The organism is Aeromonas molluscorum (assembly GCF_051376105.1).
Lineage (GTDB): Bacteria > Pseudomonadota > Gammaproteobacteria > Enterobacterales > Aeromonadaceae > Aeromonas > Aeromonas molluscorum.
Map to the genome: position 1 here is coordinate 1,197,953 of NZ_JBPQCY010000001.1, position 25,586 is coordinate 1,223,538.

The window sequence follows — 25,586 nt, forward strand, 5'->3', positions numbered from 1 at the left end:
GATTAACTCGCAATAGAAAACGGAAAAGGGAATGAGGCGCTGGGCTCACTCTTGCTTAGAGGGCTTTCTCCCAGACTGCCCTTGGCCCCTGCTTCTGGCTTGCGCAGGTTCCGGCTGGCTGGCCAGCCAGTCGGCCAGGCTGGGTTGCCAATGCAGCGCCTGCAAAGCCGCGACCTGGGATGGCTCAGGGTAGAGACGGCCCAGGGGCCCCATGGCCTGGGTGCCGACTGGCCAGGGGGTCATCAGCTCACCTTTGGGGATGGCCGCGCCCATCAGCACCAGCCAATTGTCATGACTGCGCCCGACGAGCAGCTGGGCAAGCTTGGGATCGCAGGGGCCGATGAGTTGCACTTCATAGCCCTGATTGACCAGTTCATAAGCGTGCCAGAGCAGTTCGAGCGGCCCCACCTTGCCCCAGCTCGCCAGGGTCAGCGGCAGTCCCTTCTCCTGACCTAACAGATGGCGACCGAAGTAGTGGGCGAACCAGTCAAGCCAATGGTGGCGCAGCAGCTCGGCATCCGGCCTGTCGGCCATGGCCATCAATCGATCCAGCACGGGTTCGAGCAGCTGACTGCGCACCAGCTCGAACGGGTAGCTGGCAATCAGCTCATTGAGCCCCTGTTCAAGCTGGCGGGACTTGAGGGCAAGCAGGAGCAACCAGACGCTCTCCTGGCTCTGCTGCCAATGATCACTGGGTGCCACGCTCTGGCTGTCGCCAAGTAACCCCTTGACCTGACCTATGCTCACCCCCCGCTCCAACCAGCTCAAAATTTCCTCTATTTGCCGGATATCCTGTTCGCTGTAGAGGCGATGCCCCTTGTCAGTGCGTGCCGGCTGCACCAGCCCGTAACGGCGCTGCCAGGCACGCAGGGTCACGGCATTGACTCCGGTGAGGCGCGATACCTCGCGGATGGGGTAGCGCGCCTCTTCGCTGGCCGCCTCGCCCTCGCGCGAGGCCGCCTGTCGTGATGGAACTGAAGAGTCATGCATGAGTGAATTCACCTTGTGAGCCTCCCGGCGTTCAGAGCCCATATCTGAGCTTGAGCGCCTCGGGATGCGGATTGAGATAGACCTGATCGGCCAGATAGGCATTGGGATATTCGCGCAGGTAGTGGCGAAGCAGGGTAAGCGGTACCAGCAGGGGCAAGAGACCGGTGCGGTACTTGTCGATGGTCTCTGCCAGCTCCTGTTTCTGGGACTGACTCAGTACTTGCTTGAAGTAGCCCTGCAGGTGCATCAGCACGTTGGCATGACCGCGGCGGTTGGCACGCACCTTGAGCGCCGTCATCAGCCCTTTGATATAAGCATCGGCGGTCTGCGCAAGGGATTGCTGGTGCAAGTTGCCGAGCAATCTGCCAAGGGCCTTGTAGTGACTTGGCGCGTGGGAGAAGACCAGATATTTGTAGCGGGAGTGGAAAGCTATCAGGCTCGCCTTGCTGAGCCCGCAGGCACAGAGCTGCTGCCAATCGTGATAGGCGAAGACCCGCAACACGAAGTTTTCCCTCAATATGGGATCGCACAGACGGCCATCTTCCTCCACCGGCAGCAGGGGATTGGCCTCCATCAGCGCCTTGGCAAACAGGCCAATGCCCTCTTTGGCGCTGCCCTCATTGTTGGCGCCATAGATGCGCACCCGCTCCATGCCGCAGCTCGGAGACTTGGCGCAGAGGATGTAACCCGAGATGTGGCTAAGCTGGCTAGCCTGCTGCTCGCTGAAGGCTATCAGCTTGTCGGTGACATCGAAGCTGCCGTTGCTCGCCTCGGCGCGGATCGTTCCCTGGCGCTTGACCAGGCGGATGGCAGCCCTGGGTGTGCCCAGGCCGATGGCCATCTCCGGGCAGACCGGCTGGTACTCGAAGAAGGCGGCGAGCTCACGATCGCAGAAGCTGGATCGCTTGTGACCACCGTCGAAGCGCACCTGCTGGCCGAGCAGGCAGGCACTGATCCCTACATTTATCTTGTACATACCAACCCCACTTGTATAAGTAACGTTTAACTTATAGCAGTTATACAAAAAATGAAAGTTGTATAACTTTGCAAGGCATACGGGGCAAACGAGAAGAAGGATCAGCAGATAACAAAAAAGCCCATGACGCTGTCATGGGCAAGCTGCTTACTTGGGGGAAATACCATCATGAATAGGGGTCAGAAGCTGTACTTCACACCCAGGCTGCTGATGGAGCCTTGCTGCAAGTCCCAGTGGCGATAAGTGTAATCGGCAGTCAGGGCCAGATTCTGGGTCAACTTGTAGGCAGCGCCGACCTTGAAGTCCTGCATGTCGTCGGTCATGTTGGCGTAGCGATAGGCGGTGGAGAGCTCAACCTGACCCAGATCGTAACGTATGCCCACTTCACCGTAGAGGCTACCGCTCTGTTTGCGGGCCACGGAGTCCCAACCATCGACATCATGGCTCAACTCGCGCTCCAGGCTGTAACCCATCAGACCGGTTTCCCCATAGAGGTTGAGGCCTGTGCTCAGCGGCGTGAACACACCCAGGCCCAGGCTGGAGATACCCATGCTGTCGTTGCCGTCATTGCGGGAGCTGTATTCGCTGCTCAACCGGCCATAGAAGTTGCCTGCGAAAGACTTGGACAAGTCCAGGCTCAAACCACCAAAGTCGCGATTGTTATTGTCCTTGCCACCCACGAACTCAGACTTGGTATGAGCCCAGGTTGCGGCCCCTTTGGCATAACTGAACGCATCCTGCGCCATGGCGGAAGCGGAAGAACAGGCGGCCAGCACCATGACGGAAAGAGTAAGTTTTTTCATTTTGATGACTCCTCGTTGAGATGGCGTCATTGTGCCCATCTCCCCTCCCGGTGCCGAGGAGCAAGCTGTTGCCAAACCATGTCAGATGTAAGCAACTGTTGCTGTCAGATTTAACTACCTGTTTTTAGACATAAAAAAACCTCCCGCAGGAGGTCTTTATCGACGACTGGACTCAGCGGAACAGCACTTCCTCTATCTCGACCCGCACCAGCGGCTGGCCATTGAGCCCGGCAGGCTTGGCCATCTCTATCTCGAGGGAGGGGCGCTGTTGACCCTTGCGCAGATAGGTCTCGGGCAGGCGATTCTCTGCGACCCAGAAACGGGCCTCCTGGCGCGCCAACTGGACACCCTGCTCATCAAACAGGCTGACATAGCCACGCACACCGACCACGTTACGGGCCCCGGTGTTGTGCACCATAAAGTGCAGCCGATAGGGATCCTCCGCCACCAGGTTGTCCAGGCTAACGACCACGCCATCGCGGGACGCCTCGCTCAGCAACTGGGGATTGGCCAGGGCTTGCTCGGTCAACACGGGCACAGCCACTGCCGTGCTTGCCTGCGTCGTCGCACTGCTCTTTGCAGGCTTGATCAGCAGGTATTCCCAGCTGAAGTCATCGTTGAGCTGCACCACGCGGCCATCGGCCAGGGTCACCTGGGTAAGCGGCGCGCCCTGGACCAGCACTGGGCCGAGGGAGAGGGCGAGCAGCAGGGGAAAGGCTTTCATGGCATTCCTGTCAGACAGATGCAAAAAGGGGCGCCAGTATAAACAGTCGCCCCCCACTTGCCTATGACGCCGCTCACAGTGCTGGCGTCACGGCCGGTCAACCCGCGATGTCATGGCAATTGGGCAGGGCCATGTCCAGGGTGACATAGTCGAAGGCCATTCCCTTGAGGGCACGATAGATGTCGAGTTGGCGATCGAAACCACGGGCGCGCTGGTGGGACGGCAGCCGTACTCTGGCCAGGGTGACGCTGTCGTCGCTCAGGGTGTGAAAATGCACCTCCGCATCGTCGAGTCCCATGTCGGCCAGGATCTGCTCCGCCATGTCGATCATCTGTACATGGCTTCGATCCATCTGGCTGATGTTCTGGAAGCGGCGATTGAGGTAGCCACCGCTGGCCTTGCCCCAACGCTCGAGTTCACGCTTGTGGAAGCCGTACCGGAAGTCCCTGTGGCACATTCCCTCCCTGGCAAATAGCCAGAGAGTGCGGGGCGGCGGCTGATGAAAGCGCCCCAGATAGGCCTGCATCTCCTCGAGGGATGCCGGGATGAGCAGCGGCAGATGATCCCAGTCCGCCTGTTTCGCCTTGGCTTCATCGATGAAACGCACCGGATCCTTCGCCACCTTGGGCGGCTGCTCGATATCACAAAACAGCATCTCGTCGGTCTTGAGGACGCGCTGCTCTATGTTGTAGCGCTGGCAGTAACGGTGGGCGCGGGCCAACTCACGTCGGCTTAGCAGTGGATTGTCCAGGGTCAGGGCGCGGATGCGCGTCCCGCTGGCGCGACAGAGGTCCATGGCATAGCAAGATTCCAACCGTCCCGAAAAAGAGACGACCAGCTCGTCATAGGTGGACAGGATGTCGATGAGGCGCTGCTCCCTGGCCTGAAAAGTCTGATCATATCCCTGATTCAGTAGAACAATGTTGGTATCCATGGATGCCCCGTCTGTGAATCTAGGGTGCCATTTTGCCGCTCGGATCCTGAACGGGCCATAAATGAGATACCATAAAATCCATATTTCAATCGTTAGTGGCTATTGATAATGATCCAGATCAATCCGCCAATATCGCCGGGGGCGCCCCGGCCTGCAGGGGTTGGTCAGCATCTCCTGCTGGCAAGTTTTACTTGCATCAAACCGGCAAATCCCTTAAAGCTAGGGCATTGACATCTCAAGGCAGTCCCATGCATTCACTATTCCTCTTTCGTTTCTCGTTTATCCGGCCCACCTGAGGGAAGGCCCGTCGTCGTATAAACCGGAAACTAAAGACGAATCGAGCCTCCCTAGTGGAGGCTTTTTTATGAATAATATCAATGGCATATCTGGACAGGTACGTATCATGGTAACCCTAGACGACATCAGGCAGGACATCACCCAGTTGGATCAGGAGCTGCTTGCCCTGCTGGCCAAGCGCAAGACCCTGAGCATAGCGGTCGCCCGCGCCAAGCAAGCCAACCCGCGCCCCATTCGCGATCATCAGCGGGAACAGGATCTGCTGGTCGCCCTGATCCAGAAAGGCCGGGTGCTGGGTCTGGATGCCCAGTATGTGACCCGTCTCTATCACACCATTATCGAAGATTCGGTGCTCTCCCAGCAGGCTTACCTGCAAGGGCTGCTCAACCCTGAGCAGCAAGAGCCCATGACCAGCGTCGCCTACCTGGGGCCCCGCGGCTCTTACTCCAGTCTGGCTGCACGTAAATATCTGGCCCGTTACAAGGATCAGGTGGTCGAGGTCAACTGCCAGAACTTCCGCGAAGTACTGGACTCCGTGGAGTCAGGCCGCGCCGCCTTCGGGGTGCTGCCCATCGAGAACACCAGCTCGGGCTCCATCAACGAGGTGTATGACGTGATGCAGCACACCAGCCTCTCCATCGTCGGTGAGCTGACTTATCCGATTGAGCACTGCGTGCTGACTGCCGTGCCGACCGACCTCTCCCGCATCAAGACCTTCTACGCCCATCCCCAGGTATTCCAGCAGTGCTCTCATTATCTGAGCAAGCTGGAGGGTGCCCGCCATGAGATCTGCGACTCCTCCTCCAGTGCCATGATGAAAGTGAAAGAGCTGGCCAGCCCCGAGGCGGCCGCTATTGGCAGCGCGGATGGCGGCGAGTTGTATGGCCTGTCGGTACTGGCCGAGCAGTTGGCCAACCAGAAAGAGAACTACAGCCGCTTCATCGTCGTGGCGCGCAAGCCCATCGATGTGGCGTCGCAGATCCCGGCCAAGACCACGCTCATCATGTCCACCTCGCAAAAGCCGGGCTCCCTGGTCGAGGCGCTGCTGGTGCTGCGCAATAACAGCATCAACATGACCAAGCTGGAGTCCCGCCCCGTGCAGGGCAACCCCTGGGAGGAGATGTTCTATCTGGATGTCTCGGCCAATTTGCAGAGCGCCGAGATGCAGGCGGCCCTGGTCGAGCTGACCCAGATCACCCGCTACATCAAGGTACTGGGCTGCTACCCGAGCGAGGATGTCAAACCCACGGCCGTGCCCCCCGTTATCCTGGGATAAGCCAAACCAGGGGTTCAGGCGTCAGGTAGGGGCGGCAAGATAGCGCCGCCCCGCACTATGCAGGACACCTGAATCGACAAGCAATATGCCGCGAAAACAACAAGGCGACCCACGGGTCGCCTTGTTGTTTTCTACGCAACTGGTTGCTATCTAGCGATGCCGTCAATAGAGACTGATGCTCAGTATTGCCCCGCCATCAACTGATTGAGATGGTAGAGGTTGCGAGTATCAAGCTCCAGCTCGGTGGCGTAGGTGTTGCCACGGGGATAGGTCGCCACCACCCGGGCGCCACGCACCATGCCTGCCACCGAGACATCCAGGGCATTGGAGACCTGCTTGAGATCCTGATAGCGGGAGCTGGCACTGACCTGCTGGCCATTGAGCTGCTCGGCCAGTTCACGATAGGCATCCATCTTGGAGGCGCGAATGGCTTGCAGCATCCGCTCGGACTGGGAGGGGCCGGGCTGGATGTCGATCACCGCATATCCCACCGCCTTGAGCACGGGGAAATCATCCGGCTCACTGACGTTATTGCCATATTCCACCACACGGTTGCCACTGCATGCGGTGAGCAGCAGGGCGAGCAGGCATCCAAACAGGGTCTTCATCTTGCTTACTCCATCTTGGCTTGGGGGGCGCACCGGCGCCGCACCCTCAGGGGGTCAGATTGACCAGGTGGCCCTGAGGGGTTGTCCCCGAGCCGCGCTGCAACAGACCCCGGTTAACCGAGGCACGTCCGAATGAGTTGCTGGCACCAGAGAGGTACTGCAGCGGGATCAGGCTCTGGGCCGTGGTCTCCACCATCTTGGTACGCAAGTCTATGATGCGGGCGTTCACTAAAATGCCCTGCTTGTTGCGGCTGAAGGTGCCGGTCAGGATGCGGGTGATGGGCAGCCTGGCAGAGAGATCCTTGTAGTTGCGGCTCATCACGAAGTCCCCTTGCGGGGTCACCTTGATATTGCCGGTCATCTTGAAGTCGACCACCACCTCACCGCGCCGGTTCAGCTCATAGATGAAGCCCTCTTCTATCTGCTGGCCCATCCAGTTAGTGTCCTGCAGGGTATCGAGATCGACGAAGGAGGAGACGGCAATGGGCTCGGTCAGGGTGGAGAGGGATTTGCGCTCCATCAGCTGATCGGTCATGCGCGCCACCAGCCAGTTCAGCTCCATACCGGGCGCGGCCTGGCGGGGATCCCCCATCTTGCGGTCTATGGGCTCGGAACCACAGGCAGACAAGGCCAGGGCAAGGGCCAACGCCGTGATCAATCTATTCATGGATAAGCTTCCTGTTCTGCATCTCACCTGTTATCGGACGAGACTGACAAAGCTTGAGTGTGGAATAAGGCACGACTCTTGCTTTATTTTCGCCAGCATCCACACTCGAGTCGGCATGGGAACTCCCTGCCCCCTGCAAGGTTCATGTTATGAGAATAATCAAAACGTCGCTGCTGCTTGCCCTGCTGCTGGTCACCACTGGCCTGCGAGCCGAGCTGATCGAGGCCCAGGGCAGCGCCGCCATCCTGGATGGCGACGAGGCCTATGCCCGCGAGGAAGCCACCCGGGATGCCCTGCGCCAGGCGCTGTTGGCCAGCGGCGCCGCCGTCTCCAGCGTGCAGCGCCTGGAAAACGGCAGCCTGAAATCCGAGCAGATCCAGATCCGTTCGGGGGGGGACATTCGCCACTATCGCCTCAAACGCGAAGAGGTGCGCAACGGCCGCATGTACATCACTGTCCAGGCCGATATCCAGGCCCAGCGCCAGATCTGTCCGAGCCAGGAGTACGCCAAGGATTTGACGCTGGTCCGGCTCAGGTTGCGTCATCCCGAGCAGGCGAGCTATGGCGCCCTCGACGATCTGCCCGCCAGCCTCTCCCGCCGCCTGTTCGAGCAACTGGCCGCCGCCCCCAAAGGGGTGCTGGCACATCAGTGGCTCGATGAGAACCTCGCCATAGACCCGCTGCACCTGCAACAGGGGGATCGCAGCGCCCTGGAGGAGATCAAGGCGCTGAGTCTGCGCACCGACAGCCAGTATCTGGTGCTCGGCAGCCTGGACGATCTCTCCCTCGAGCCTCAGGGCAACCAGCTGACCAGCTGGTACCGGGATCCGGTGCGCAGTTTTCGCATGCAGCTCTATCTGTTTGATGGCATCAACGGCAGCCTGATGGGCCGCAAGGAGTACCAGGGACGCGCCGACTGGACCTTCGCCAAGCAAGACCAGGTAGGCAGTGACAGCAGTGAATTCTGGCGTTCCAGCTACGGCCAGGAGGTGGATTATCAGCTCAAGCAGGCGGTGCAGGACATCATCAGCCAGCTAAGTTGCGCCCCGGTCACCGCCCGCATCGTCGCCATGGGCGAGCGCGGCCCCCATATCAATCTGGGGCGGCTAAATGGCGTCAAGCTGGGGGATCAATTCCGCATCCAGCACAGCGCCGACTTCACCGATCCCTACGGCAAGGCACGCATGCAACGCAACCCGGCCAATGGTCTGTTCGAGGTGGTTCAGCTGTTTGATGACGGCGCCATACTGTCGACACGGAACAAATATTCGCCATTTAACATCCAAGTCGGCGATTTTGCCCTATTGGAATAGAAATCAAGAGTTTAAAAGTGCGGTGGTTTTTGTATAATGCCCGCCACTCGCTCCCGTAGCTCAGCTGGATAGAGCGGTCCCCTCCTAAGGGACAGGCCACTGGTTCGAATCCAGTCGGGAGCACCAGATACAACGAGGGATTAGCATCTTTATGATGCTAATCCCTTTGTCATTTTCGGCCCGTTTCCCCTCTCGGCTACACGCGATTACCCCAAGGCCTGATGCAGATTGCTTGCGGCATTGTGAGGGAGTAACAAGGGGCATTCAGGCAAACAAGGTCGATAAGCCTCAGTCAACGATCTCTATGAATCCTATCTGGGAGATAGCCTATTTGAAGGCGCACTGCGCCGGGTCAAATACCACTTTCCAGTCCTTTTTCATATCGACCACTGTCCAGCCATATTTGGGCGCCAGTTTCAGCCCCTCCACCAGAGTACCGCTGCTGGGGGGATGGCTGTCATAGGCATATTCCCGCGTCTCATCCGTATGGCGAACAATCAGGCCAAATGGCTTGAAGTCAGGATTGCTTGTGGTGTATTGCAACATAGGAACATCTCCGTCACTGTTGCCAAATGCACCCACCGGACGCTGGCCCATAAAGAGGTGGATAGCGGCAGGTTTGGCGGCCTCATCATCGTAATAGGCCCCCTTCATCGTCTTCCTTATCGAGGTGCCATCCTCTGCCACCGCAAACTCGCCCAGCGCAAAAGAACCCACCACTTGCTCAGGAGGAATGCCGTACATCTGCTCGGCGAAGACACGCATAAAATCGATGCCACCACCGGAAACTATCCAGGTTTTGAAACCATTATCCCGCAAATATTCAAGCAGTTGTTTCATGGGCAGATAAGCAAGTTGGTCATAATGGCAACCAAAGCGTGGATGCTCGCGGTTATCCAACCAGTGTCGAACCCGCTTGGCATATTCCTCTGTGGTCATGTCACTGTGAGTCAAGGTCAGCAACTGCAAGAGCCCTTTCTTGCCCGACTTGACCAAGGCCGGCATGTCATTGGCCAAGACCGCCTTGACGATGGCATCTTGCTGCCACTCGGGGTGTGTCGGGGCGAGCCGCTTTATCTCATCGATGGCAAACTGCAACTGGAAGGTCAGCGGAGCCTCGGGCCAGAGGGTGCCATCGTTGTCAAAGACGACATAACGCTTGTTGACCGGAATGAAGGTGCTGCCACCCGCTTGGGTCGCGCCAGCCACCCAGCTTTGGATGGACTCCTTGGCCGCCGTATCTTGCCAGGCCGAGAGAGGATCAGGGCCACTTTCGGCACTCGCGCAAAACGCCGTGCCCAGGATCAGGGTGCCGAGTATGCGGTTGAAGTTCATTGTCATTTCTCCTTCGTCGTCGGGATGAGATCGGGTAAGGGAACAGGATCCCAGAATCGTTTTATGGCGGCCTGGGCAAACAGCCAGCTACGCCGGAGCGGACGACGTGCCAGGTATCCGGCACCAGCCAAGATGATGAGTATTGAGATTGTCAGTACATACCACCATGGGTGAGCCTGGGCTGAAGCACGCAACACAGCTTCCCGACCGGCGGGCCGGGGGGCCCCTATCTGGTAATCGGCTCCGGGAAGTTCGGCCAATTGCCACTCTTGCCGCTCGGTATCCCACCACCTCAAGGCGAGCGGTGGAAGAGTGATGGTGCCTTGTTGCACGGGCAGATAGCGCAAGCGCTCTTCGCGTTGGCCACCAAGGAAGTCGCCTCGCCCAGACTCCAGCAGCCCACTCACGGGGGTGAGTCGCTGGGTTTGCGTTCCTTGGATGGCGTAGAGCAGTTGCGGTATTTGTGCGGGCACGGCTCCTTCTGCCTTCACCGTCACCTGACGCTCGATCGCGTCGCCGGCATGCAGGCTATCGCCCTCTCCTGCGCGATAAAGTGCAATCTGCTGGGTCAGCGTCACCTTGCTGGCGGGCAGAAAACGATCCGGTTGCCGGACATCCGCAGGCCAGGCGATCGCTTGCTCTATGGCAGGCAGTTGAACCGTATGAGGCGCCTGCCCCGCCGAGGAGAGGGTCACCTCCATCGGTGCAAACCTGAGGGTACCCTGATCCCAGGCAGCCACCAGTTTCTCCAGCCGAATACCACTCCAGCTCTTTCCCCCCTCCTGACGCGTCAACAGCTGATTGGGCAGCGGGGTGGTCAGCAGGGCACCATTCTCGACGACCATATCGGGCCAGCTTGGCGGCGGGTTGAACCAGGAATCTGTCCAGTAAGTCACGGCAATGCGCAGCGGTTGGCCCGGCACGATCTTGGCAGGTGCCACCAGCTCACGGCTGATATTCATCTCGCTGTGCCCTGGAAAACTGATGATCAGCAGTAGCAATAGCCAGTGTCTCATTGGCCCTCCGGCGCGTCGGCCTGATAAAGATTGCGCAGCAAGCCCGCTGGAGAAAGTTGCACATTGTCATACCACTGCTCCAACTGGGGATTGGTAGTGTCGCCTGGTTGGATATCCTGCTGATTGACCCCCTCCCCTTTTTTCAGATCATCTTTGATCTCATCGGGATCAATCCCCTCTTGCTCCTCTTGTGAGGCCTCTTTATCCCGCTCTTTTTTACGCAGTTGCATGATGATCTCGGCTATCTTGGCACGGTTGGCCTGTGCCATCTCCCAGTCGGGGCGCAGACTGAGGGCCTGATCATAACTGTCTATCGCCTGTTGCCAGGATTTCTGCTGGGCATAGCTGTTACCAAGCCAGAGCAGAGACTCCGGCGTCGCTGGCGCCTGGCGCAAGGCGGTCGAAGCCGCCACATAATCCCCGGCGTAATAACTGGCTAGCCCCCGGCGCAAGGGCTCCTCAAACTGTTGCGCCGCCTGGGCATAATCCTGGCGATCAAACGCAAGCTGACCTTGCTGATCCCCTGTCAACCACCAGTTGATCAAAGCGGCCTCGCTGTGGCCGGAGTAGAGGCCAAGCGGCAAGGCCACCAATGCCACACACAGCAGTTGTCTGCGCCAAAAGAGCAGCAGCACCAAGATGGGAATCACCAACCAGTAGCCACTGTCTTTCCACTTCAGATCCTGGCGTGCATTGTTCTGCGCCTGCACCGCATGGGCGATGTTGCCCGAGATGGCGGCGATATCCCCATCATCAGCACTGGCCAGGGTGACCGGGATGCCGGCATCTTGCAGGGACTGAAACTGGTCGACATTGAGCCGGGTATCGATACCGCGTTCGGCATAAGCCGCCGGCATGGTGCCCCCTCGCTCTGTGCCCACGACCCAGACCTGCACGGGGAGTCTGGACCCGGTCAAGAAGGTCGCCTCCTCGGCCGTGATGGCATCCGCGACGATCAGCAAGCTGTTTGCCCCATCCGGGGTGTCAGGTAAGTTTTTCTGCGCCAGATCAATGGCTTGACCCAGAGCTGAACCGTCCCCCTTGGGCATCAATCCCGGATCTTGCGCGTCGAGAAAGAGGGAGAAGAAGTCCGGGTCCTGGGTCAAGGGCGTGGTCAGGTGCGCAGAACTGTCATAGGCGATGAGCCCAAATCCAGTGCCGGGGGAACGCGACACCAGCGACATTATCTTGTGCTGCATGCGTTGGTGGCGACTGGGGGTCAGATCTTGCGCATACATCGCCAGATCCTGTTGAAACAACACCATGACGCTGCTCTGTGGCGACAAGGCTGCAGGCAGCTGCTTCTGCCAACTCGGTCCCGCCAGCCCAATCACCCCCAACACACACAATAGGGGTAACAGCTGCAGCAAGGGCCTTGTTTGCCCGATGATCAGTGCCTTGGCTACCGGCTTGTCCATGACCTGGTACCAGGCACTTCGCGAATGGCGGACCACAAACCACAGGCCCACGCAGAGCAGCAAGCCCAGCAGACGCCAGGGGTAGAGGAAATGAAAATCGCTCATGTCAGGCTCTCCTTGCGATGAGCCACCAGGGTCGAGAGCAACAAGAGCAGCAGGGCCAGCAACAAGGGCCATTGGTATAAGGGCTGCTGCCAGGACCAGCCCAGGGTCTTCACCTGTACCGGCGTCAGCTCATCAATGGCTTGCCAAGCGCTATCGAGGGCCGCGCCCGTGCGCGCCGCTTGCCAGCTACGCCCCCCGGTGATGTCGGCTATCTGCTTTAACAGGGCAAGATCGACCTTGTCATCGCCCTCACTCTGTTCATCCCCAAAGGCGATGGTGTGGATCTGCACCTGATGCTTGGCGGCCAACTGGGCGGCCAGGGTCGGCGCCAGCTGCGAGGCAGTATCATTGCCATCCGTCAACAAGATGGCTAACTTGCTGGTGTCCCCATCTTGTCCCTTGTCTAGCATCTTGACCGCAACCCCGATGGCATCCCCAATGGCAGTCTGCTCCCCTATCATGGCGGGAGCGAGCTGGGTGATGCGAGCCTGTAGCGCATGCTTATCCGCGCTGATCGGCGCAAACGGGTAAGCGTTGCTGGCAAAAATAACCAGACCCATTCTGTCTTGTTTTCGTGCCGAGACAAACTTGGCGACAGAATCCTGCATGGCTTTCAAGCGGGTATCCCCCCCTGGCAGATCATTTTTCCCCATGGACCCAGAAACATCGAGGATCAGCACCATGTCTCGCATCGGTTTGGTGATGTGTTGGGGCGGGGTCAACAACTCAGGTCGCGCCAGCGCACAGACCAGCAAACCCCAGATGAGCCAGAACAGGAGGCGCTGCCACCAACCGGACTGCGGGGGCGCCGCCTTGAGGTTCAGCTCTTCGATCAGATGAGGGAGAAAAGGGACCCGTACATACTCTGCCAGTGGCCGCTCTTGGGGTAGCAAGAAACGACTGATGAGGGGCAGCATTATCAGCAACCAGGCCCAGGGCCAGGCAAAGTCAAACCGGGATAGCCAATCAGACATGAGGCAGGCTCCCTATCCAGGTTGCGACCTGCTGAACCAATCGGGCATTTTGTTCATCAGACAACTGATTATCCTGTTGGCAGTAACGCTCGCACAACAGGGATCGCAGTGCCTCGTCGATGGGAACGCCATCCAATAATTGCACCGGCGAGAGGGCTTTCGCTATGTCGGCGCGGGGTCGATGCATGAGTAAAATACGTTTGATCATGGTGATCCAACCATCGGCATCTTCCAGCGTGGTAAGCAGCTGGCTTGCCTCACGCCGCCACAGGTTGCGCCGCCAACGGGCGAGACGGCTTATCAGCATAACAAGCGCCCCCAGCAGCAGCAGGGTAGCCAGCAGATACCAACCTGGGGCCTGTGGCAACCAAGAGACACTGGCTGGCAAGGGGGGGTGCAGCAACTCGGGTACGGTAAAGCCTTTTTCAAGCATTCATGCCCCTTTCTGGAGTTGCCGAACCAGATCCTGGCTGGTCACAATATGATGAACCCTGGCACCTAACCTGCTCAGACGCTGCTCCTGATCTGCCAGCCGCTGGGTGATAGCCCGTTGAATGTCCTGGGTCATGGAGGTCGAGAGCGACACTGTGGCATCGAGTCCCTGATAACGGGCTCCCACAGTCCCCTGAGTGGGGAGCCGCAGATGGAGATCGTCATAGACGACGAAGGCATTCACCTCACAGCGGCGCCTTAACCCCGCAAGGATGGCTTCACCGCGCGTATCCAGATCGTGAAAATCACTGATCATTGCCAGCCAGGCTCCCGGCGGGATCAAGCGATGCACTTGCTGCAATACCTCGGCCAATCCCAACTCTTTCTGGGGCTCGGCAGGGTAGCGCTGTACCAAGGCTTGATTGAAGCGGCTGATGTCCTCAAGCACCGGTCCCAGATTCTGTTTCGGGGAGCGGCAAGGGTGGACAGCCAGATCATCATCGCTAAATACCACGGCCCCCAAGCGGTCGCTGTCATGCCAGCTGCGCCAGGCAAACAGGCCAGCTATCATGGCGGCCGCCACCGACTTGGTTTTGCCTCGCGTGGTGAAATACATATCCAGGCGTTGGTCAATCAACAGGAAAACGGGCCTCTCCCGCTCCTCGTTATAGAGACGAACCCAGGGAGTACGCAGGCGTGCCGTGGCTTGCCAGTCAATAAGGCGCACGTCATCACCCGCCTGATAGCGGCGCAGCCCTTCAAAGTTCAAGCCCCGTCCCTGCTGACGGGAGACTCGCTCCCCGGCAAGGGCTCCTGGCGAAAGCCGCTCGGGGGCATTGTTGAGCAACTTGGCCTCCCCTGCCAGCGCCATCAATGCGGCGCGATCGATGCTGAATAATGGTTCCATCAGGCGACAACGGTCTCGAGCAGTGTCCGGATGGCATCATCTGCCGAGAAACCGTCCGCATTGGCCTGATAGCTCATCATCAGACGATGGCGCAACACGGCAGGGGCAATATCCTTGATGTCTTGTGGCAAGACGCTGTCACGTCCTGCCAACCAGGCGTTGGCTCGGGCGCAGCGCTCCAGTGCCAATGTTCCCCGTGGACTGACCCCGAGGCTGATGTAGCTCGCCAGGGCGTCACTCACCCCTTGCGGATGGCGGGTCATGGCCACCAGGTTGACGATATAGTGCTCCATGGCCGGGGCAACATGGACTCGGGATACCTCCTGCCAACAGGCCTGTAGATCCTGTTGCGCCACCAGTTTGTCTGGCATCACAGAGGGCGCACTGTCTGTGCCGGGGCTGATGCCCTCATACTTCTCCCGCTGTTCTGCCCTGACCAGTTGCATGACAAGCTGTTCGTTCTCTTTGGAGGGATACTCCACCAACACCTTCATCAAGAATCTGTCCAACTGGGCCTCTGGCAGTGGCCAGGTCCCCTCCTGGTCGACCGGGTTCTGAGTGGCCAACACCATGAAGAGCCCTGGCAATGGCCAGCTTTTCCCAGCCACGGTCACATGGCGCTCTTCCATCGCCTCAAGCAAGGCCGACTGCACCCGGGAGGAGGCGCGGTTGATCTCGTCGGCGAGAATGATATTGCCAAACACGGGGCCAGGTCTGAACCTGAACTGCTCTTCCTCCGTGGTCGCATGCTGCTGGTAGATTTCGCTGCCGGTAATATCCGATGGCAGCAGATCAGGCGTGAACTGAATCCGGCTATATTCCCCTTCTATCTGTCGGGCAAGCGCGCGCACCGCGCGGGTCTTGGCCAAGCCTGGCAAACCCTCCAGCAGCACGTGCCCATCGCATAGCAATGCGATGATCAGCATCCTGACCAACCCCTCTTGCCCGATCACCTGTTCATTCATGCGCAACTCAAGCTGGCGCAGCTTCTCCCTGTGACTCATGAGCGAGCTCCCGATTGTTCGTTTTGCAAAATAGTGGCAATCCCCACCACCATGGGCTGGGCGAAGTCGAAGAAGGCCTTGATGCCCGGGCAGAGGTAGTTGAGGCCCAACTCGCCATCAGGGGTTCTCACTATGCGATTTTTAGGGCACTCCCCCCAGCACAGGCTGAGGTAAGGACAACGCTTGCAGTAGTCAGGCAGGGTATCTTTCTTGCCGAACCCAAAGGCTTTCTGACGCTCGGAAAAGGCCATGTGCGCCAGTGGGGTGGTCTCAATATTGCCCAACTGATATTCCGGATAGACGTAGTGATCGCAGGAATAGATATCGCCATTCTTCTCAACGGCCAACCCCTTGCCACAAAACTCCGAGGTGATGCAGATCTGGGCAGGCATCCCCATGGTCTGGGCAACCGCCGTCTCGAACAGATTGACCTGCACACGGCCCAGATCGTTGTTGACCCACTCCTCAAACACCGCGATCAGGAAGCGTCCCCAGTCATCGGGATCGACCGACCAATCCGTCACAATAGAATCCAGATCTCCCGGTTTGGCCCGTCGCGATCCCGTTACGGGAATGGTGTCGTCATGCCAAAACTGCGGCGCGGTTGACTTAAAATCGACAGGTTCAACACAAGGATTGAACTGGATGTAAGTTGCCCCAAGCTCCTGAGTCAGAAAACGATACACCTCGAGGGGGAAGCGCGCATTGGTGCGGTTGATGGTGACGAGGGCATTGAAAGGAACCTGATGGCGCTTGAGCGCGGCAACCCCATCCATCACCTTGTCGAAGGTGGGCTTGCCACTGCGGGTCAGGCGATATCTGTCATGTAACTCACGGGGCCCATCGATGGACAGACCCACTAAAAAATGGTGTTCCTTCAGGAACTCGGCCCATTGATCATTGATCAGGATGCCATTGGTTTGCAGGTCATTCTCGATGCGTTGACCCGGCTTTTTATATTGCTGTTGAAACTTGACGACCTTGTGGAAAAACGCCAACCCCATCAGCGTGGGCTCGCCCCCTTGCCATGAGAAGACGACCTGCTCCCCATCCTGGCTGTCGATATATTGGCGAATGAAATTTTCCAGCACCTCATCACTCATGCCGGTATGGCGATCTTGATGTAACAAGGTTTCTTTGTGCAGATAAAAACAGTAGGTGCAGTCTATGTTGCAGGTTGAGCCTGTCGGCTTGGCCATCACATGAAAACGCCGCACCCAAGCTGGTCCCTTGCCGATATATTTCTCTGCCGACGCCAAGGCTTTAACAGGCAATGTTGTGCTGTGCTTCATAATGCTCCCTAGATATGGGTGGGGTTTCCCCCACCCTGAACAGCAGTCAATTAATTGTTCTTGTTAGTGCCTTGCTCAATGATCGCACTCACATCAGAGACGGTGAAGGAACCCGGTTTCTGGCGTGGCGGGAACTCTTTGAAGCTCTGGATCATCTCGGTAGCGTACTTCTGTGCGCCGCCGAGCAGGTACATACGATCGTAGAACCAGGTGTCATAACCCATGCCGTCACTGCCTTTCTCCAAGGGGTCCACTTCCAGGTCGAAGATCATCGGCGCACGCAGTTTGACAAACGGGTAGCGCCACAGATCCAGCCCGGTGTGTTCCTGGATCATGAAGTGGGCCTTCCAGCGACCGTAGCGCATGGCAAGCAGATCGCCATCATCGCTCCAGTAGAAGAACTCTTTACGCTGGCTCGGTGCTTTTCCTTGCAGATAGTCGAGCTGGTTATAGCCATCCAGGTGAACCTTGTAGGTCATCTTGGCGGTCTTGTAGCCCTTGAGCAGCTTGTCCTTGATGTCAGGCTCGCCCGCTGCGGCCACCAGGGTCGGGAACCAGTCATTACTGCCAAAGATATCGTTGATCATGGTGCCCGGTTTTATGTGCCCCGGCCATTTGGCCATGGCAGGCACCCGGAAGCCCCCTTCCCAGCCAGTATTCTTCTCGCCGCGGAACGGTGTAATACCGCCATCGGGCCAGGTCGCCGTCATGGGACCGTTGTCCGTGGTGTAGACGACGATGGTGTTGTCTTCGATACCGAGGTCTTTGATCTTCTTCAGGACCTCGCCAACCATCTTGTCGTGCTCAACCATGCCATCTGCGTAATCACCCAAGCCAGTCACACCCTTGCTGCCATCTTTCAGGTGAGTCTTGTTGTGCATGCGGGTGGTGTTGAACCAGGTGAAGAAGGGCTTCTTGGCCTTGACCTGACGCTCCATGAAGTCGTTGTTGGCGGCCAGGGTCTCTTCATCGACAGTGCCCATGCGCTTGATGGTAAGCGGGCCGGTATCTTCAATCTTGCCATCGGCACTGCTCTTGATGACGCCGCGCGGGCCAAACTGCTTGCGGAAGGCGGGGTCTTTCGGGTAATCCGAGTTCTCCGGCTCCTCTTCCGCATTCAGGTGATAGAGGTTGCCCATGAACTCGTCGAAACCATGGGCGGTCGGCAGGAATTCATCGCGATCACCAAGATGGTTCTTGCCAAACTGACCGGTCGCATAACCCAGCTGCTTCAATACATTGGCGATGGTCGGATCTTCTTTTTGCAGCCCCTGAGGTGCCCCGGGCATCCCTACCTTGCTCATCCCGGTACGAAACGGCATCTGACCGGTAATGAAAGAGGAACGGCCTGCCGTCGAGCTCTGCTCCGCATAGTAGGAGGTGAACTTGGCCCCCTCTGCAGCAATGCTGTCGATATTGGGGGTCTGGTAACCCATCATGCCCTGGTTATAGGTACTCAGGTTCCAATAACCAATGTCATCACCGAAGATGACCACTATGTTGGGTTTCCCCTTATCTTGCTCTGGGGCGGTTTTGGCCGCGTCGGCAGCATGTGCCGAAGAAGTAGCACCAAAGGCCAGCGTCTACATGCTGGCGATCAAGGTCCTTTTGGATGGTAGGCTGTTCAGCATTCTCATGACTCCATTTTTTAGAAGGTCGGACTCAGTGTATAGACAAATCAACTTAGGATGGTTGCCTTTGTTTATAAAACACACCGTTTTCAGCCACCCGGCATACGAAAGTGCCACATTGAAATGAGCACTAACACAAAGGGTTAACTCCAGCAGACTCGATGCATCGCTGGATCTCTGCTCGGCGCTGGTGCTCATTTTTTATGCTTGCAGCGTATGACGACATTGTGATGGTAGCACTGTCATACAGTGTCACAAATGAGCCACCATCAACCATGATACAGCCTGAACCAGAGGTCACTTCTGAGGCCCCTGCTTTGTGATATGCCTCACAAAAGCGTGAGGGAAGCGTCTGGAGGTTGGGGGGCGCCGGGCGGTTCAGACCGCTGCAAGGGGTAAACCTCGGGTCAACCCAGTTGGCAGGAGCTGGTTTGTCGCACAAGAGTCCGTTTGACGCTGCTTTAAGGATGTGATCGAGATTAACTAATACAAATAAAAACAATTATCATTTGTTGTCATGAAAAAAATCCTCGGATAGAATTCGGGCTCCTTTGCTCGAGAAGACTCTTGTGATCCCTAAGCTCCACAGTGCCTACCCCTCGTCGGTCATACATTTAGCACTATTAATCAATATGTTATCCATGGGTAGCATGATGATGGTGATGCCCCTTGGCGCCGAACTGGTGCTCGCCTTCGCCATGGCCCCCGAGCAGACCGGCTACTTCAGCGGGGGCGCCACCCTGGGGGCGGCCCTGGTGGGACTCCTCGCCGCCCCCTGGCTCGATCGCTTCAACCGTCGCCCGGTCCTGCTGTTGCTGCTGACCCTGCGCTTCACCCTGCTGATCGCCTGCGCCCTGGCCCAGAACAGCCAGCAACTGCTCATCCTGTTTATCCTCTCCGGGTGCGTCGCCGGTCCCCTCTCCGCCATCCTGATGGCGGCCGTGCTGGATCTGGTGCCCCCGGCCGAGCGGGGCCGCAAGCTCGCCTATGTGGGCATGGCCTTCTCCCTTGCCGCCATCCTGATCGTGCCCATCGCCCTCACCCTCTCCCACTGGTTCGGCTGGCAGAGCCCCTTCCTGCTGCTCGGGGGCGCCGGACTCTTGCTGACCCTGGCCGCCGGGGTGCTCATCCCCTCCCTGCCGGTCAGGCAGGAGACGGGTCATGGCGGGATCTGGCACCTGATGGCCTCTCCCCTGTGTCAGGGGGCCCTCGCCATTCTGGCGTTGCAGATGGCCGGTCACTTCCTGCTGATCCCGCACTTTGCCAACTATTTCCAGTTCAACCTCGGCTTCCCCCGCGAGCAGATTGCCAGCCTCTACCTGTGCGGCGGTCTGGCCAGCATGGCCACCATGCGCCTGTGCGGTGGCTGGATAGACAAGGGCCGCGCCCAGGGCGCCATCCTGATCACCAGCCTGCTGCTGGCCCTGGTCACCCTGCTCGGCTTTGCCACCCCGCTGGGGGTGCCCGTCTATCTGCTGTTTACCCTCTTCATGGCCCTGAGCTCGGCCCGCGCCAGCACCACGCTCGCGGTCACGGCGGCCATTGCGGCTCCCCAGCAGCGCGCCGCCTTCATGTCATTCCAGGGAACCGTCACCAATATTGCCGCCGGGCTCGCCAGCCTGGGGTCTGCCCGCTATCTGCAATCGGACGAACAGGCCCGTCTGCTGGGCTTTGCCGACCTGGCCTGGATCAACATCGCCTGCACCCTGCTCGCCTGTCTGGGCGTGGTGGTACTGCTCAGGGCGCTGAGACACGTCCATAACAACAATGAGTCTGCCCCTTCGGTCAGGCAAGGAAGTTAGTGAGTCTAATTACCTGTTTTTCCTCAACAATAAACACGTTAAATGGAGTTTTGACCCATGCAGTTCACCCCAGGTTTTCGCTTGAACCCGCTGCAAACCAGCCTGCTCTCCCTCGGTCTGCTGGCCATGCCGGCCCTGGCCCAGACTGACGCGCCCAAGGCCAACGAGACCATGGTGGTCACGGCCACCCAGACCAAGCACACCGAGCTGACGGCGCCGGCCAGCGTCTCAGTGGTGACCCGCGCCGATCTGGACAAGATGAACGTCAACAACATAGGCGATGCCCTCAAGCATGTGCCCGGCGTCAACATCATCGGCACCAACCCCACCGGTCGCAACGAGATCAAGATCCGCGGCATGGGCGGCGACTACACCCTGCTGCTGGTCAACGGCAAGCGGGTCAACGCCCGCGAAACCCTGGGCAGCTCCTTTGGCAACGACTTCGACCTGAGCTCCATCCCCATGGCCGCCATCGAGCGCATCGAGGTGATCCGGGGTCCCGTCTCCTCCCTGTACGGTGCCGATGCCCTGGGCGGCGTGGTCAACGTGATCCTGCGCCAGGCCAAGGATAAGACCGAAGCCGCCGTTGGTTACACCCGCACCATGCCCACCAAGGGCCAGGGTGGCGATGCCAACCAGGGCAGCGCCTTCGTCTCCGGCTCTCTCATCGACAACAAGCTGCTCGGCAGCGTGGTGGTGGAAGGCTATCAGCGTGACAACTGGAAGAGCGAGCAGTCCAACAACCCGGACGCCGACGCCCTGGAAAAACGCGAAGTGGTCAACGTGCTCTCCAGCCTGAAGTGGCTGGTGACCGACAACCAGGACATCGACTTCGATCTGGGTTACAACCAGAACGACATGGACAGCTACTTCAACAACGTGCCCCGCGCCCCGACCGCACCGGCCACCCCCCACAACGTGCAGGAGCTCGACCGCCTGAGCCTGGGGCTGACCCACAACGGTCGCTGGCAGCACTTCGACAGCCGGGTTCGCTACTACTTCGAACAGACCGACCTGATGGATGACTCACAGCTCAATGGCGGCGCCGCCGATGTCACCCAGACCAACCACACGGTGGACGGTCAGGTCAGCGGCTACCTTGGCGATCACCTGCTCACCTCAGGGGCCGAGTTCCGCGATACCGAGCTCGAGCACAGCCGCAACATCGCCAATGGCAGCGTCAGCGCCAGCCAGAGCGCCGTCTACCTGCAAGACGAGTTCAGCTTCGGCGATCTGGCCCTGACCCTCTCCGGCCGTCTGGATCACCACGAGACCTATGGCAACGAGTTCAGCCCCCGCGCCTACGCCCTCTACTCCCTGAGTGACGAATGGGTGCTCAAGGGCGGCATCGGCAAGGCATTCAAGGCGCCCACCCTGGCCCAGTCCAGCGAAGGCTTCTCCACCACCGCCTGCCGCGGCGCCTGCCAGGTGATCGGCAACCCGGATCTGAAACCGGAAACCGCCATCAGCTATGAGTTCGGTACCGCCTACGAGGCCGATCGCTTTGGCGCCGGCGTCACCGGCTTCCACAACGAGATCGAGGATCTGATCCAGAGCGATCAGTGGGGCCCGGGCTACCGTCCGAGCGTGATGACCTACCTCAACGTCAAGAAGGCCCGCATCAAGGGTCTGGAGCTGACCGGCTGGGTCGACGTGCTGGACAACGTCTCCCTGGCGGGTAACTGGACCCTGCTGGATTCCGAGGATCGCAGCACTGGCGACGATCTGGCCAAGACCCCGGATCACACCGGCAACCTCAGCCTGGATTGGAAGGCGAGCGACGTGGTCAGCGCCAACCTGGCCTGGCAGTATGTCGGCAGCCAGATCATCAAGGTCCCGGCCCGCAACGCCCAGGCGTTCAAGTCCAAGCACTACCAGACCCTGGACGTGAACACCAACTGGAGCGTGACACCGGCCCTGGACTTCAAGCTCGGCATCACCAACCTCACCAACACCCAGCGTGACGACGTCGCCACCGATGCCGACTTCATCCTGGAAGGTCGCACCGTCTACGCAGGGGTCGATTACAAGCTGTAATCCAACCTGTATGCGGGAGCCCCGGTAGCGGGGCTCCCTTTTTGCGTTTCTGCCGCCCCGTATTTAAGGAGTCATTGAGTGCTCAGACACCAAACACAGCTGTTCTGGCTGGGAGTTGTTCTCCTGTTCATGCTGATCTGTCTGTCACTGGCCACGGGGGCCGGTGTCTATGGTGGCCGCGAGGTCGCCGGATTTCTGCTGGGCGATCCCGCCCTCATGGCCGATGAAAAGCTCGCCATGATAGTCCATACCCTGCGTCTGCCCCGCACCCTGTGTGCCCTGGTGGTGGGCGTCTGCCTCGCGCTCGCGGCCTCCATGCTGCAAAGCGCCACCCGCAATCCCCTGGCCGAACCCGGCCTGCTCGGGGTCAATGCCGGGGCCGTGTTCGCCCTGGTGATAGGCCTCACCTGGTTCGGGGTCGAATCCGCCTACGGTTATCTGCTCTGGTCCGGCATGGGGGCCCTGCTCGGCAACCTCATCGTGCTCGGCCTCGGCCTCATGGTGGGGCGCTCCAACCCCCTCAAGCTCATCCTGGTGGGGGTCGCCCTCTCCGCCACCTTCGGCGGCCTCTCCAACTTCCTGCTGCTCTCAAACAAGGTGGTGCTTGAGCAGTTCCGCTTCTGGAATCTGGGATCCCTTGCCGCCTCGGATCTCGATGCCGTGCTCACCGTGGTCCCCTTCGCCCTGGCCGGTCTGCTGCTGACCCTGGCGCTGTCCCGCCCCCTCACCCTGATGCAGATGGGGGACACCCAGGCCCAAGCCCTCGGCATACGGCCGACCCGGGTGCGCATCGGCGTGCTGCTGGCCGCCACTCTCTTTACCGCCTGCGCCATCGCCATCGCCGGGCCCATCGGCTTCGTCGGCTTTCTCGCCGCCTACTGCGCCCGCCTGGTGGAGCCGGTGCGCCTCGCCATCCAGGTGCGCTTCTCCGCCCTGTTCGGCGTGCTGTTCCTGCTCGGCACCGACATACTGGCCCGCTGGCTGATCCAGCCGTTCGAGCTGCCCAACGGGGTGATCCTGGCGCTGGTCGGCGCCCCCGTGCTCATCCTGGTGGTGCGCGGCGGTGGCTTCCGCTCCCTGCTGGCCGTGAAATAAGGTTGCCCTGCCTGATGAGAAATTCCATGAACAAGACCCCGCTTTCCCTCCCCTCCGGCACCTTCTCCCTGCGGCTGGGGGGAGGCGCATTGCTGCTGGATCGCCGTGCCTGGCTCGTCACCCTGGCGCTGGTGCTCGCCCTCATCCTGCTCTCCCTGCTGGCCCTGACCCTGGGCTCAGGCAAGATCACCATGCCGGGGGTGATCCAGACACTGCTTGGAGAGGGGAGCCGGCTCGACCAGGTGACAGTGTTCAAGATCCGGCTGCCGCGCATCATCGCCGTGCTGGTGGCCGGTGCCGCCATGGGCCTCTCCGGCTGCCTGGTGCAGACCCTGGTCCGCAACCGCCTCGCCACCCCGGACATGATAGGGGTCAACGAGGGGGCGTCCCTTGCCATCATCATCTTCTCCCTCTACCTGACCCTGGGCACCTGGCCCTGGTGGGCCGCGCCGCTCGGCGCCCTGTTTGCCGCCGCCGTGCTCTATGCCCTGTGCAACAAGCCGGGGGAGCAGGGTTATCTGTTCGTGGTGATCGGCATCGGCGTCTCCGAGCTGATGAGCGCCCTCGGCCAGTTCGTGATGTCCACCCAGTCCCTGGTGCACCTCACCAGCCTCTATCTCTGGAACATGGGCAACTTCGTCGGCCAGGGCTATGGCACTGTGTTGCCGGTGGGGATACTGATCCTGCTCATCTGCCCCTGGGTCGTCTACCTCTCCCGCGCCCTCGGCGTGCTGCGCCTGGGATCCGTCACCGCCCAGAGCCTGGGGATCAATGTGAACCGGGTGCAGATCGGGGTGCTGGCCCAGGCCATCATGGTCGCGGCCCTTGGCACCGCCATCGGCGGCCCCGTGGTCTTCATCGCCATGGCGGCCCCCATCCTCGCCTCCTGGCTCAGCCGGGATCGCATAGTGCCGCTGTGGATTGCCGCCCTGTGCGGCGCCCTGCTGCTGCTGGCCAGCGACACCCTGGTGCGAGTGCTGGCCAGCCCCCACGAGGTGGCCACCGGCATCATGACCCGTATTCTTGGCGGCATACTGCTGCTGTTCCTTCTCATCAAAGACAGACAGAGAACCGACTGATGACGCTCACCGTTAACCGCCTTCACTTCGGCTATCAGCAAAAGCCCGTCTTCAAGGACATCAACGTCACCATCCCCCAGGGCAAGCTGGTGGGGATCGTCGGCCCCAACGGCGGCGGCAAGTCCACCCTGCTCAAACTGCTGGCGGGCCAGGAGCAGCCCCAGGGCGGCGAGATACTGCTCAAGGGCAGGCCCCTTGGCAGCTATGACAAGAAGGCCCTGGCCCGGGAGCTCGCCTACCTGCCCCAGCGCCCCCTGGTGCCCGCCGGCATCCAGGTCGAGCAGCTGGTGCAGTATGGCCGCCACCCCCATCAGGGCTGGTTCAATCAGTGGAGCCAGGAGGACGCCCGCATGGTGCGCTGGGCCTGCGAGCGAATGCAGCTCGGGGAGATATTGCAGCAGAGCGCCAGTTCTCTCTCCGGTGGCCAGGCCCAGCGGGTCTGGCTCGCCATGGTGCTGGCCCAGGATGCGGACATCATACTGCTGGACGAGCCCACCAGCGCCCTGGACATAGGCCACCAGACCGAGGTGATGGAGGCCATCCACCAGATCACCGCCGAGGGCAAGACGGTGCTTATCGTCATCCACGATCTCGCCACCGCCGCCCGCTACTGCGACGAACTGATCGCCATCGGCGAGGGGGGCATCCAGGCCATGGGCCCGGCCCGGGAGGTGGTGACCAAGCCCCTCATCGACCGCCTCTACCAGACAGACGTGGACATACTGCATGCCCCGGGCGACGGTGCCCCCATCATAGTGCCGCGCCGGCGCCAGGACAGGGCGGCGAGCAAGCAGTCGGCCTGAGATGGATAGCAAGAAACCGCCTGATGGCGGTTTCTTTGTCTGGGCAGTGGCTGGGCGCGAGAGCCCGG

Annotated in this window: 23 protein-coding genes, 1 tRNA gene and 1 other annotated feature; of the genes, 8 read left to right on the forward strand and 16 right to left on the reverse strand. The window is 59.7% G+C overall.

What is annotated here, in order from left to right; translation table 11 throughout:
* Window positions 1-45 precede the first annotated feature (45 nt).
* The 5 genes from ACSMDR_RS05745 to ACSMDR_RS05765 form a co-directional block, all read right to left on the reverse strand.
* Complete coding sequence (locus ACSMDR_RS05745; protein ID WP_436467571.1) at window positions 46-990, reverse strand: MerR family transcriptional regulator; 945 nt, start codon at window positions 988-990, stop codon at window positions 46-48.
* A gap of 31 nt (window positions 991-1,021) precedes the next feature.
* Window positions 1,022-1,966: a YbgA family protein gene (locus ACSMDR_RS05750; protein WP_436467572.1), complete on the reverse strand. Its 945-nt coding sequence runs from the start codon at window positions 1,964-1,966 to the stop codon at window positions 1,022-1,024.
* 179 nt (window positions 1,967-2,145) lie between these two features.
* Window positions 2,146-2,769, reverse strand: a complete 624-nt coding sequence (locus tag ACSMDR_RS05755) for an autotransporter outer membrane beta-barrel domain-containing protein (RefSeq protein WP_436467573.1) — start codon at window positions 2,767-2,769, stop codon at window positions 2,146-2,148.
* A 172-nt stretch (window positions 2,770-2,941) separates the two neighbouring features.
* Window positions 2,942-3,493: a DUF3157 family protein gene (locus tag ACSMDR_RS05760; protein ID WP_436467574.1), complete on the reverse strand. Its 552-nt coding sequence runs from the start codon at window positions 3,491-3,493 to the stop codon at window positions 2,942-2,944.
* 97 nt (window positions 3,494-3,590) lie between these two features.
* Window positions 3,591-4,427 (reverse strand): adenine nucleotide alpha-hydrolase family protein, encoded by an 837-nt coding sequence (locus ACSMDR_RS05765; protein ID WP_436467575.1) that lies wholly within the window; start codon window positions 4,425-4,427, stop codon window positions 3,591-3,593.
* A gap of 244 nt (window positions 4,428-4,671) precedes the next feature.
* Window positions 4,672-4,793 (forward strand) — a sequence feature (Phe leader region).
* Window positions 4,794-4,830: 37 nt separating this feature from the next.
* Here ACSMDR_RS05765 and ACSMDR_RS05770 point away from each other — a divergent pair.
* On the forward strand, window positions 4,831-6,000 hold the full coding sequence (locus tag ACSMDR_RS05770) for a chorismate mutase (protein ID WP_436468205.1): 1,170 nt from the start codon (window positions 4,831-4,833) through the stop codon (window positions 5,998-6,000).
* 179 nt (window positions 6,001-6,179) lie between these two features.
* Here the strand turns inward: ACSMDR_RS05770 and ACSMDR_RS05775 are convergent, their stop codons facing one another.
* Both ACSMDR_RS05775 and ACSMDR_RS05780 read right to left on the reverse strand, forming a co-directional pair.
* Entirely contained in the window at window positions 6,180-6,608 is a 429-nt protein-coding gene (locus ACSMDR_RS05775) for an LPP20 family lipoprotein (protein WP_042041422.1), read from the reverse strand.
* 46 nt (window positions 6,609-6,654) lie between these two features.
* Window positions 6,655-7,275, reverse strand: a complete 621-nt coding sequence (locus tag ACSMDR_RS05780; RefSeq protein WP_436467576.1) for a FlgO family outer membrane protein — start codon at window positions 7,273-7,275, stop codon at window positions 6,655-6,657.
* 158 nt (window positions 7,276-7,433) lie between these two features.
* Here ACSMDR_RS05780 and ACSMDR_RS05785 point away from each other — a divergent pair, with 158 nt between their 5' ends.
* Together ACSMDR_RS05785 and ACSMDR_RS05790 are read left to right on the forward strand one after the other, a co-directional pair.
* Complete coding sequence (locus ACSMDR_RS05785; RefSeq protein WP_042041544.1) at window positions 7,434-8,588, forward strand: flagellar assembly protein FlgT; 1,155 nt, start codon at window positions 7,434-7,436, stop codon at window positions 8,586-8,588.
* Between the two features lie 49 nt (window positions 8,589-8,637).
* Window positions 8,638-8,714 (forward strand) — tRNA-Arg (locus ACSMDR_RS05790).
* 201 nt (window positions 8,715-8,915) lie between these two features.
* Here the strand turns inward: ACSMDR_RS05790 and ACSMDR_RS05795 are convergent.
* Genes ACSMDR_RS05795 through ACSMDR_RS05835 form a run of 9 tightly spaced genes read right to left on the reverse strand, consistent with a single transcriptional unit; the run spans window position 8,916 to window position 18,567 of the window.
* The gene (locus tag ACSMDR_RS05795; protein ID WP_436467577.1) at window positions 8,916-9,923 is read right to left on the reverse strand and encodes an HAD family hydrolase; all 1,008 of its coding nucleotides are present in this window, start codon (window positions 9,921-9,923) and stop codon (window positions 8,916-8,918) included.
* 2 nt (window positions 9,924-9,925) lie between these two features.
* Window positions 9,926-10,939 carry an oxygen tolerance domain protein gene (locus ACSMDR_RS05800; RefSeq protein WP_436467578.1) on the reverse strand — a complete coding sequence of 338 codons (1,014 nt, stop codon included), beginning with the start codon at window positions 10,937-10,939 and terminating at the stop codon, window positions 9,926-9,928.
* Window positions 10,936-12,462: a VWA domain-containing protein gene (locus tag ACSMDR_RS05805; protein WP_436467579.1), complete on the reverse strand. Its 1,527-nt coding sequence runs from the start codon at window positions 12,460-12,462 to the stop codon at window positions 10,936-10,938. The genes ACSMDR_RS05800 and ACSMDR_RS05805 overlap by 4 nt, the downstream gene beginning before the upstream one ends.
* Window positions 12,459-13,436, reverse strand: a complete 978-nt coding sequence (locus tag ACSMDR_RS05810) for a VWA domain-containing protein (protein ID WP_436467580.1) — start codon at window positions 13,434-13,436, stop codon at window positions 12,459-12,461. Before ACSMDR_RS05810 ends, ACSMDR_RS05805 begins: the two co-directional genes overlap by 4 nt.
* Window positions 13,429-13,869 (reverse strand): DUF4381 domain-containing protein, encoded by a 441-nt coding sequence (locus ACSMDR_RS05815; RefSeq protein ID WP_224432364.1) that lies wholly within the window; start codon window positions 13,867-13,869, stop codon window positions 13,429-13,431. Before ACSMDR_RS05815 ends, ACSMDR_RS05810 begins: the two co-directional genes overlap by 8 nt.
* Complete coding sequence (locus ACSMDR_RS05820; protein WP_436467581.1) at window positions 13,870-14,775, reverse strand: DUF58 domain-containing protein; 906 nt, start codon at window positions 14,773-14,775, stop codon at window positions 13,870-13,872.
* Window positions 14,775-15,779, reverse strand: coding sequence for an AAA family ATPase (locus tag ACSMDR_RS05825; protein WP_436467582.1), 1,005 nt, complete (start codon window positions 15,777-15,779; stop codon window positions 14,775-14,777). The genes ACSMDR_RS05820 and ACSMDR_RS05825 overlap by 1 nt, the downstream gene beginning before the upstream one ends.
* Window positions 15,776-17,071 (reverse strand): anaerobic sulfatase maturase, encoded by a 1,296-nt coding sequence (locus ACSMDR_RS05830; RefSeq protein ID WP_436467583.1) that lies wholly within the window; start codon window positions 17,069-17,071, stop codon window positions 15,776-15,778. Before ACSMDR_RS05830 ends, ACSMDR_RS05825 begins: the two co-directional genes overlap by 4 nt.
* A gap of 50 nt (window positions 17,072-17,121) precedes the next feature.
* On the reverse strand, window positions 17,122-18,567 hold the full coding sequence (locus ACSMDR_RS05835) for an arylsulfatase (protein WP_436467584.1): 1,446 nt from the start codon (window positions 18,565-18,567) through the stop codon (window positions 17,122-17,124).
* A 767-nt stretch (window positions 18,568-19,334) separates the two neighbouring features.
* Between ACSMDR_RS05835 and ACSMDR_RS05840 the strand changes: the two genes are divergently transcribed.
* From ACSMDR_RS05840 to ACSMDR_RS05860, 5 genes are all read left to right on the forward strand, one after another.
* Complete coding sequence (locus ACSMDR_RS05840) at window positions 19,335-20,504, forward strand: MFS transporter (protein WP_436467585.1); 1,170 nt, start codon at window positions 19,335-19,337, stop codon at window positions 20,502-20,504.
* 57 nt (window positions 20,505-20,561) lie between these two features.
* Window positions 20,562-22,541 (forward strand): siderophore amonabactin TonB-dependent receptor, encoded by a 1,980-nt coding sequence (locus tag ACSMDR_RS05845; protein WP_408799377.1) that lies wholly within the window; start codon window positions 20,562-20,564, stop codon window positions 22,539-22,541.
* A gap of 78 nt (window positions 22,542-22,619) precedes the next feature.
* On the forward strand, window positions 22,620-23,636 hold the full coding sequence (locus ACSMDR_RS05850) for an amonabactin ABC transporter permease subunit 2 (RefSeq protein ID WP_436467586.1): 1,017 nt from the start codon (window positions 22,620-22,622) through the stop codon (window positions 23,634-23,636).
* Between the two features lie 26 nt (window positions 23,637-23,662).
* On the forward strand, window positions 23,663-24,715 hold the full coding sequence (locus ACSMDR_RS05855) for an amonabactin ABC transporter permease subunit 1 (protein WP_436467587.1): 1,053 nt from the start codon (window positions 23,663-23,665) through the stop codon (window positions 24,713-24,715).
* The gene (locus ACSMDR_RS05860; RefSeq protein WP_436467588.1) at window positions 24,715-25,518 is read left to right on the forward strand and encodes an amonabactin ABC transporter ATP-binding protein; all 804 of its coding nucleotides are present in this window, start codon (window positions 24,715-24,717) and stop codon (window positions 25,516-25,518) included. Before ACSMDR_RS05855 ends, ACSMDR_RS05860 begins: the two co-directional genes overlap by 1 nt.
* Window positions 25,519-25,586 lie beyond the last annotated feature (68 nt).

Coding starts and splice junctions, on each gene's coding strand:
- ACSMDR_RS05830 (WP_436467583.1), bottom strand. CDS start 17,071: ATGAAGCACAGCACAACATTGCCTGTTAAAGCCTTGGCGTCGGCAGAG.
- ACSMDR_RS05800 (WP_436467578.1), bottom strand. CDS start 10,939: ATGAGACACTGGCTATTGCTACTGCTGATCATCAGTTTTCCAGGGCAC.
- ACSMDR_RS05825 (WP_436467582.1), bottom strand. CDS start 15,779: ATGAGTCACAGGGAGAAGCTGCGCCAGCTTGAGTTGCGCATGAATGAA.
- ACSMDR_RS05810 (WP_436467580.1), bottom strand. CDS start 13,436: ATGTCTGATTGGCTATCCCGGTTTGACTTTGCCTGGCCCTGGGCCTGG.
- ACSMDR_RS05840 (WP_436467585.1), top strand. CDS start 19,335: ATGTTATCCATGGGTAGCATGATGATGGTGATGCCCCTTGGCGCCGAA.
- ACSMDR_RS05820 (WP_436467581.1), bottom strand. CDS start 14,775: ATGGAACCATTATTCAGCATCGATCGCGCCGCATTGATGGCGCTGGCA.
- ACSMDR_RS05815 (WP_224432364.1), bottom strand. CDS start 13,869: ATGCTTGAAAAAGGCTTTACCGTACCCGAGTTGCTGCACCCCCCCTTG.
- ACSMDR_RS05760 (WP_436467574.1), bottom strand. CDS start 3,493: ATGAAAGCCTTTCCCCTGCTGCTCGCCCTCTCCCTCGGCCCAGTGCTG.
- ACSMDR_RS05780 (WP_436467576.1), bottom strand. CDS start 7,275: ATGAATAGATTGATCACGGCGTTGGCCCTTGCCCTGGCCTTGTCTGCC.
- ACSMDR_RS05750 (WP_436467572.1), bottom strand. CDS start 1,966: ATGTACAAGATAAATGTAGGGATCAGTGCCTGCCTGCTCGGCCAGCAG.
- ACSMDR_RS05745 (WP_436467571.1), bottom strand. CDS start 990: ATGCATGACTCTTCAGTTCCATCACGACAGGCGGCCTCGCGCGAGGGC.
- ACSMDR_RS05770 (WP_436468205.1), top strand. CDS start 4,831: ATGGTAACCCTAGACGACATCAGGCAGGACATCACCCAGTTGGATCAG.
- ACSMDR_RS05765 (WP_436467575.1), bottom strand. CDS start 4,427: ATGGATACCAACATTGTTCTACTGAATCAGGGATATGATCAGACTTTT.
- ACSMDR_RS05795 (WP_436467577.1), bottom strand. CDS start 9,923: ATGAACTTCAACCGCATACTCGGCACCCTGATCCTGGGCACGGCGTTT.
- ACSMDR_RS05860 (WP_436467588.1), top strand. CDS start 24,715: ATGACGCTCACCGTTAACCGCCTTCACTTCGGCTATCAGCAAAAGCCC.
- ACSMDR_RS05805 (WP_436467579.1), bottom strand. CDS start 12,462: ATGAGCGATTTTCATTTCCTCTACCCCTGGCGTCTGCTGGGCTTGCTG.
- ACSMDR_RS05775 (WP_042041422.1), bottom strand. CDS start 6,608: ATGAAGACCCTGTTTGGATGCCTGCTCGCCCTGCTGCTCACCGCATGC.
- ACSMDR_RS05755 (WP_436467573.1), bottom strand. CDS start 2,769: ATGAAAAAACTTACTCTTTCCGTCATGGTGCTGGCCGCCTGTTCTTCC.
- ACSMDR_RS05855 (WP_436467587.1), top strand. CDS start 23,663: ATGAACAAGACCCCGCTTTCCCTCCCCTCCGGCACCTTCTCCCTGCGG.
- ACSMDR_RS05845 (WP_408799377.1), top strand. CDS start 20,562: ATGCAGTTCACCCCAGGTTTTCGCTTGAACCCGCTGCAAACCAGCCTG.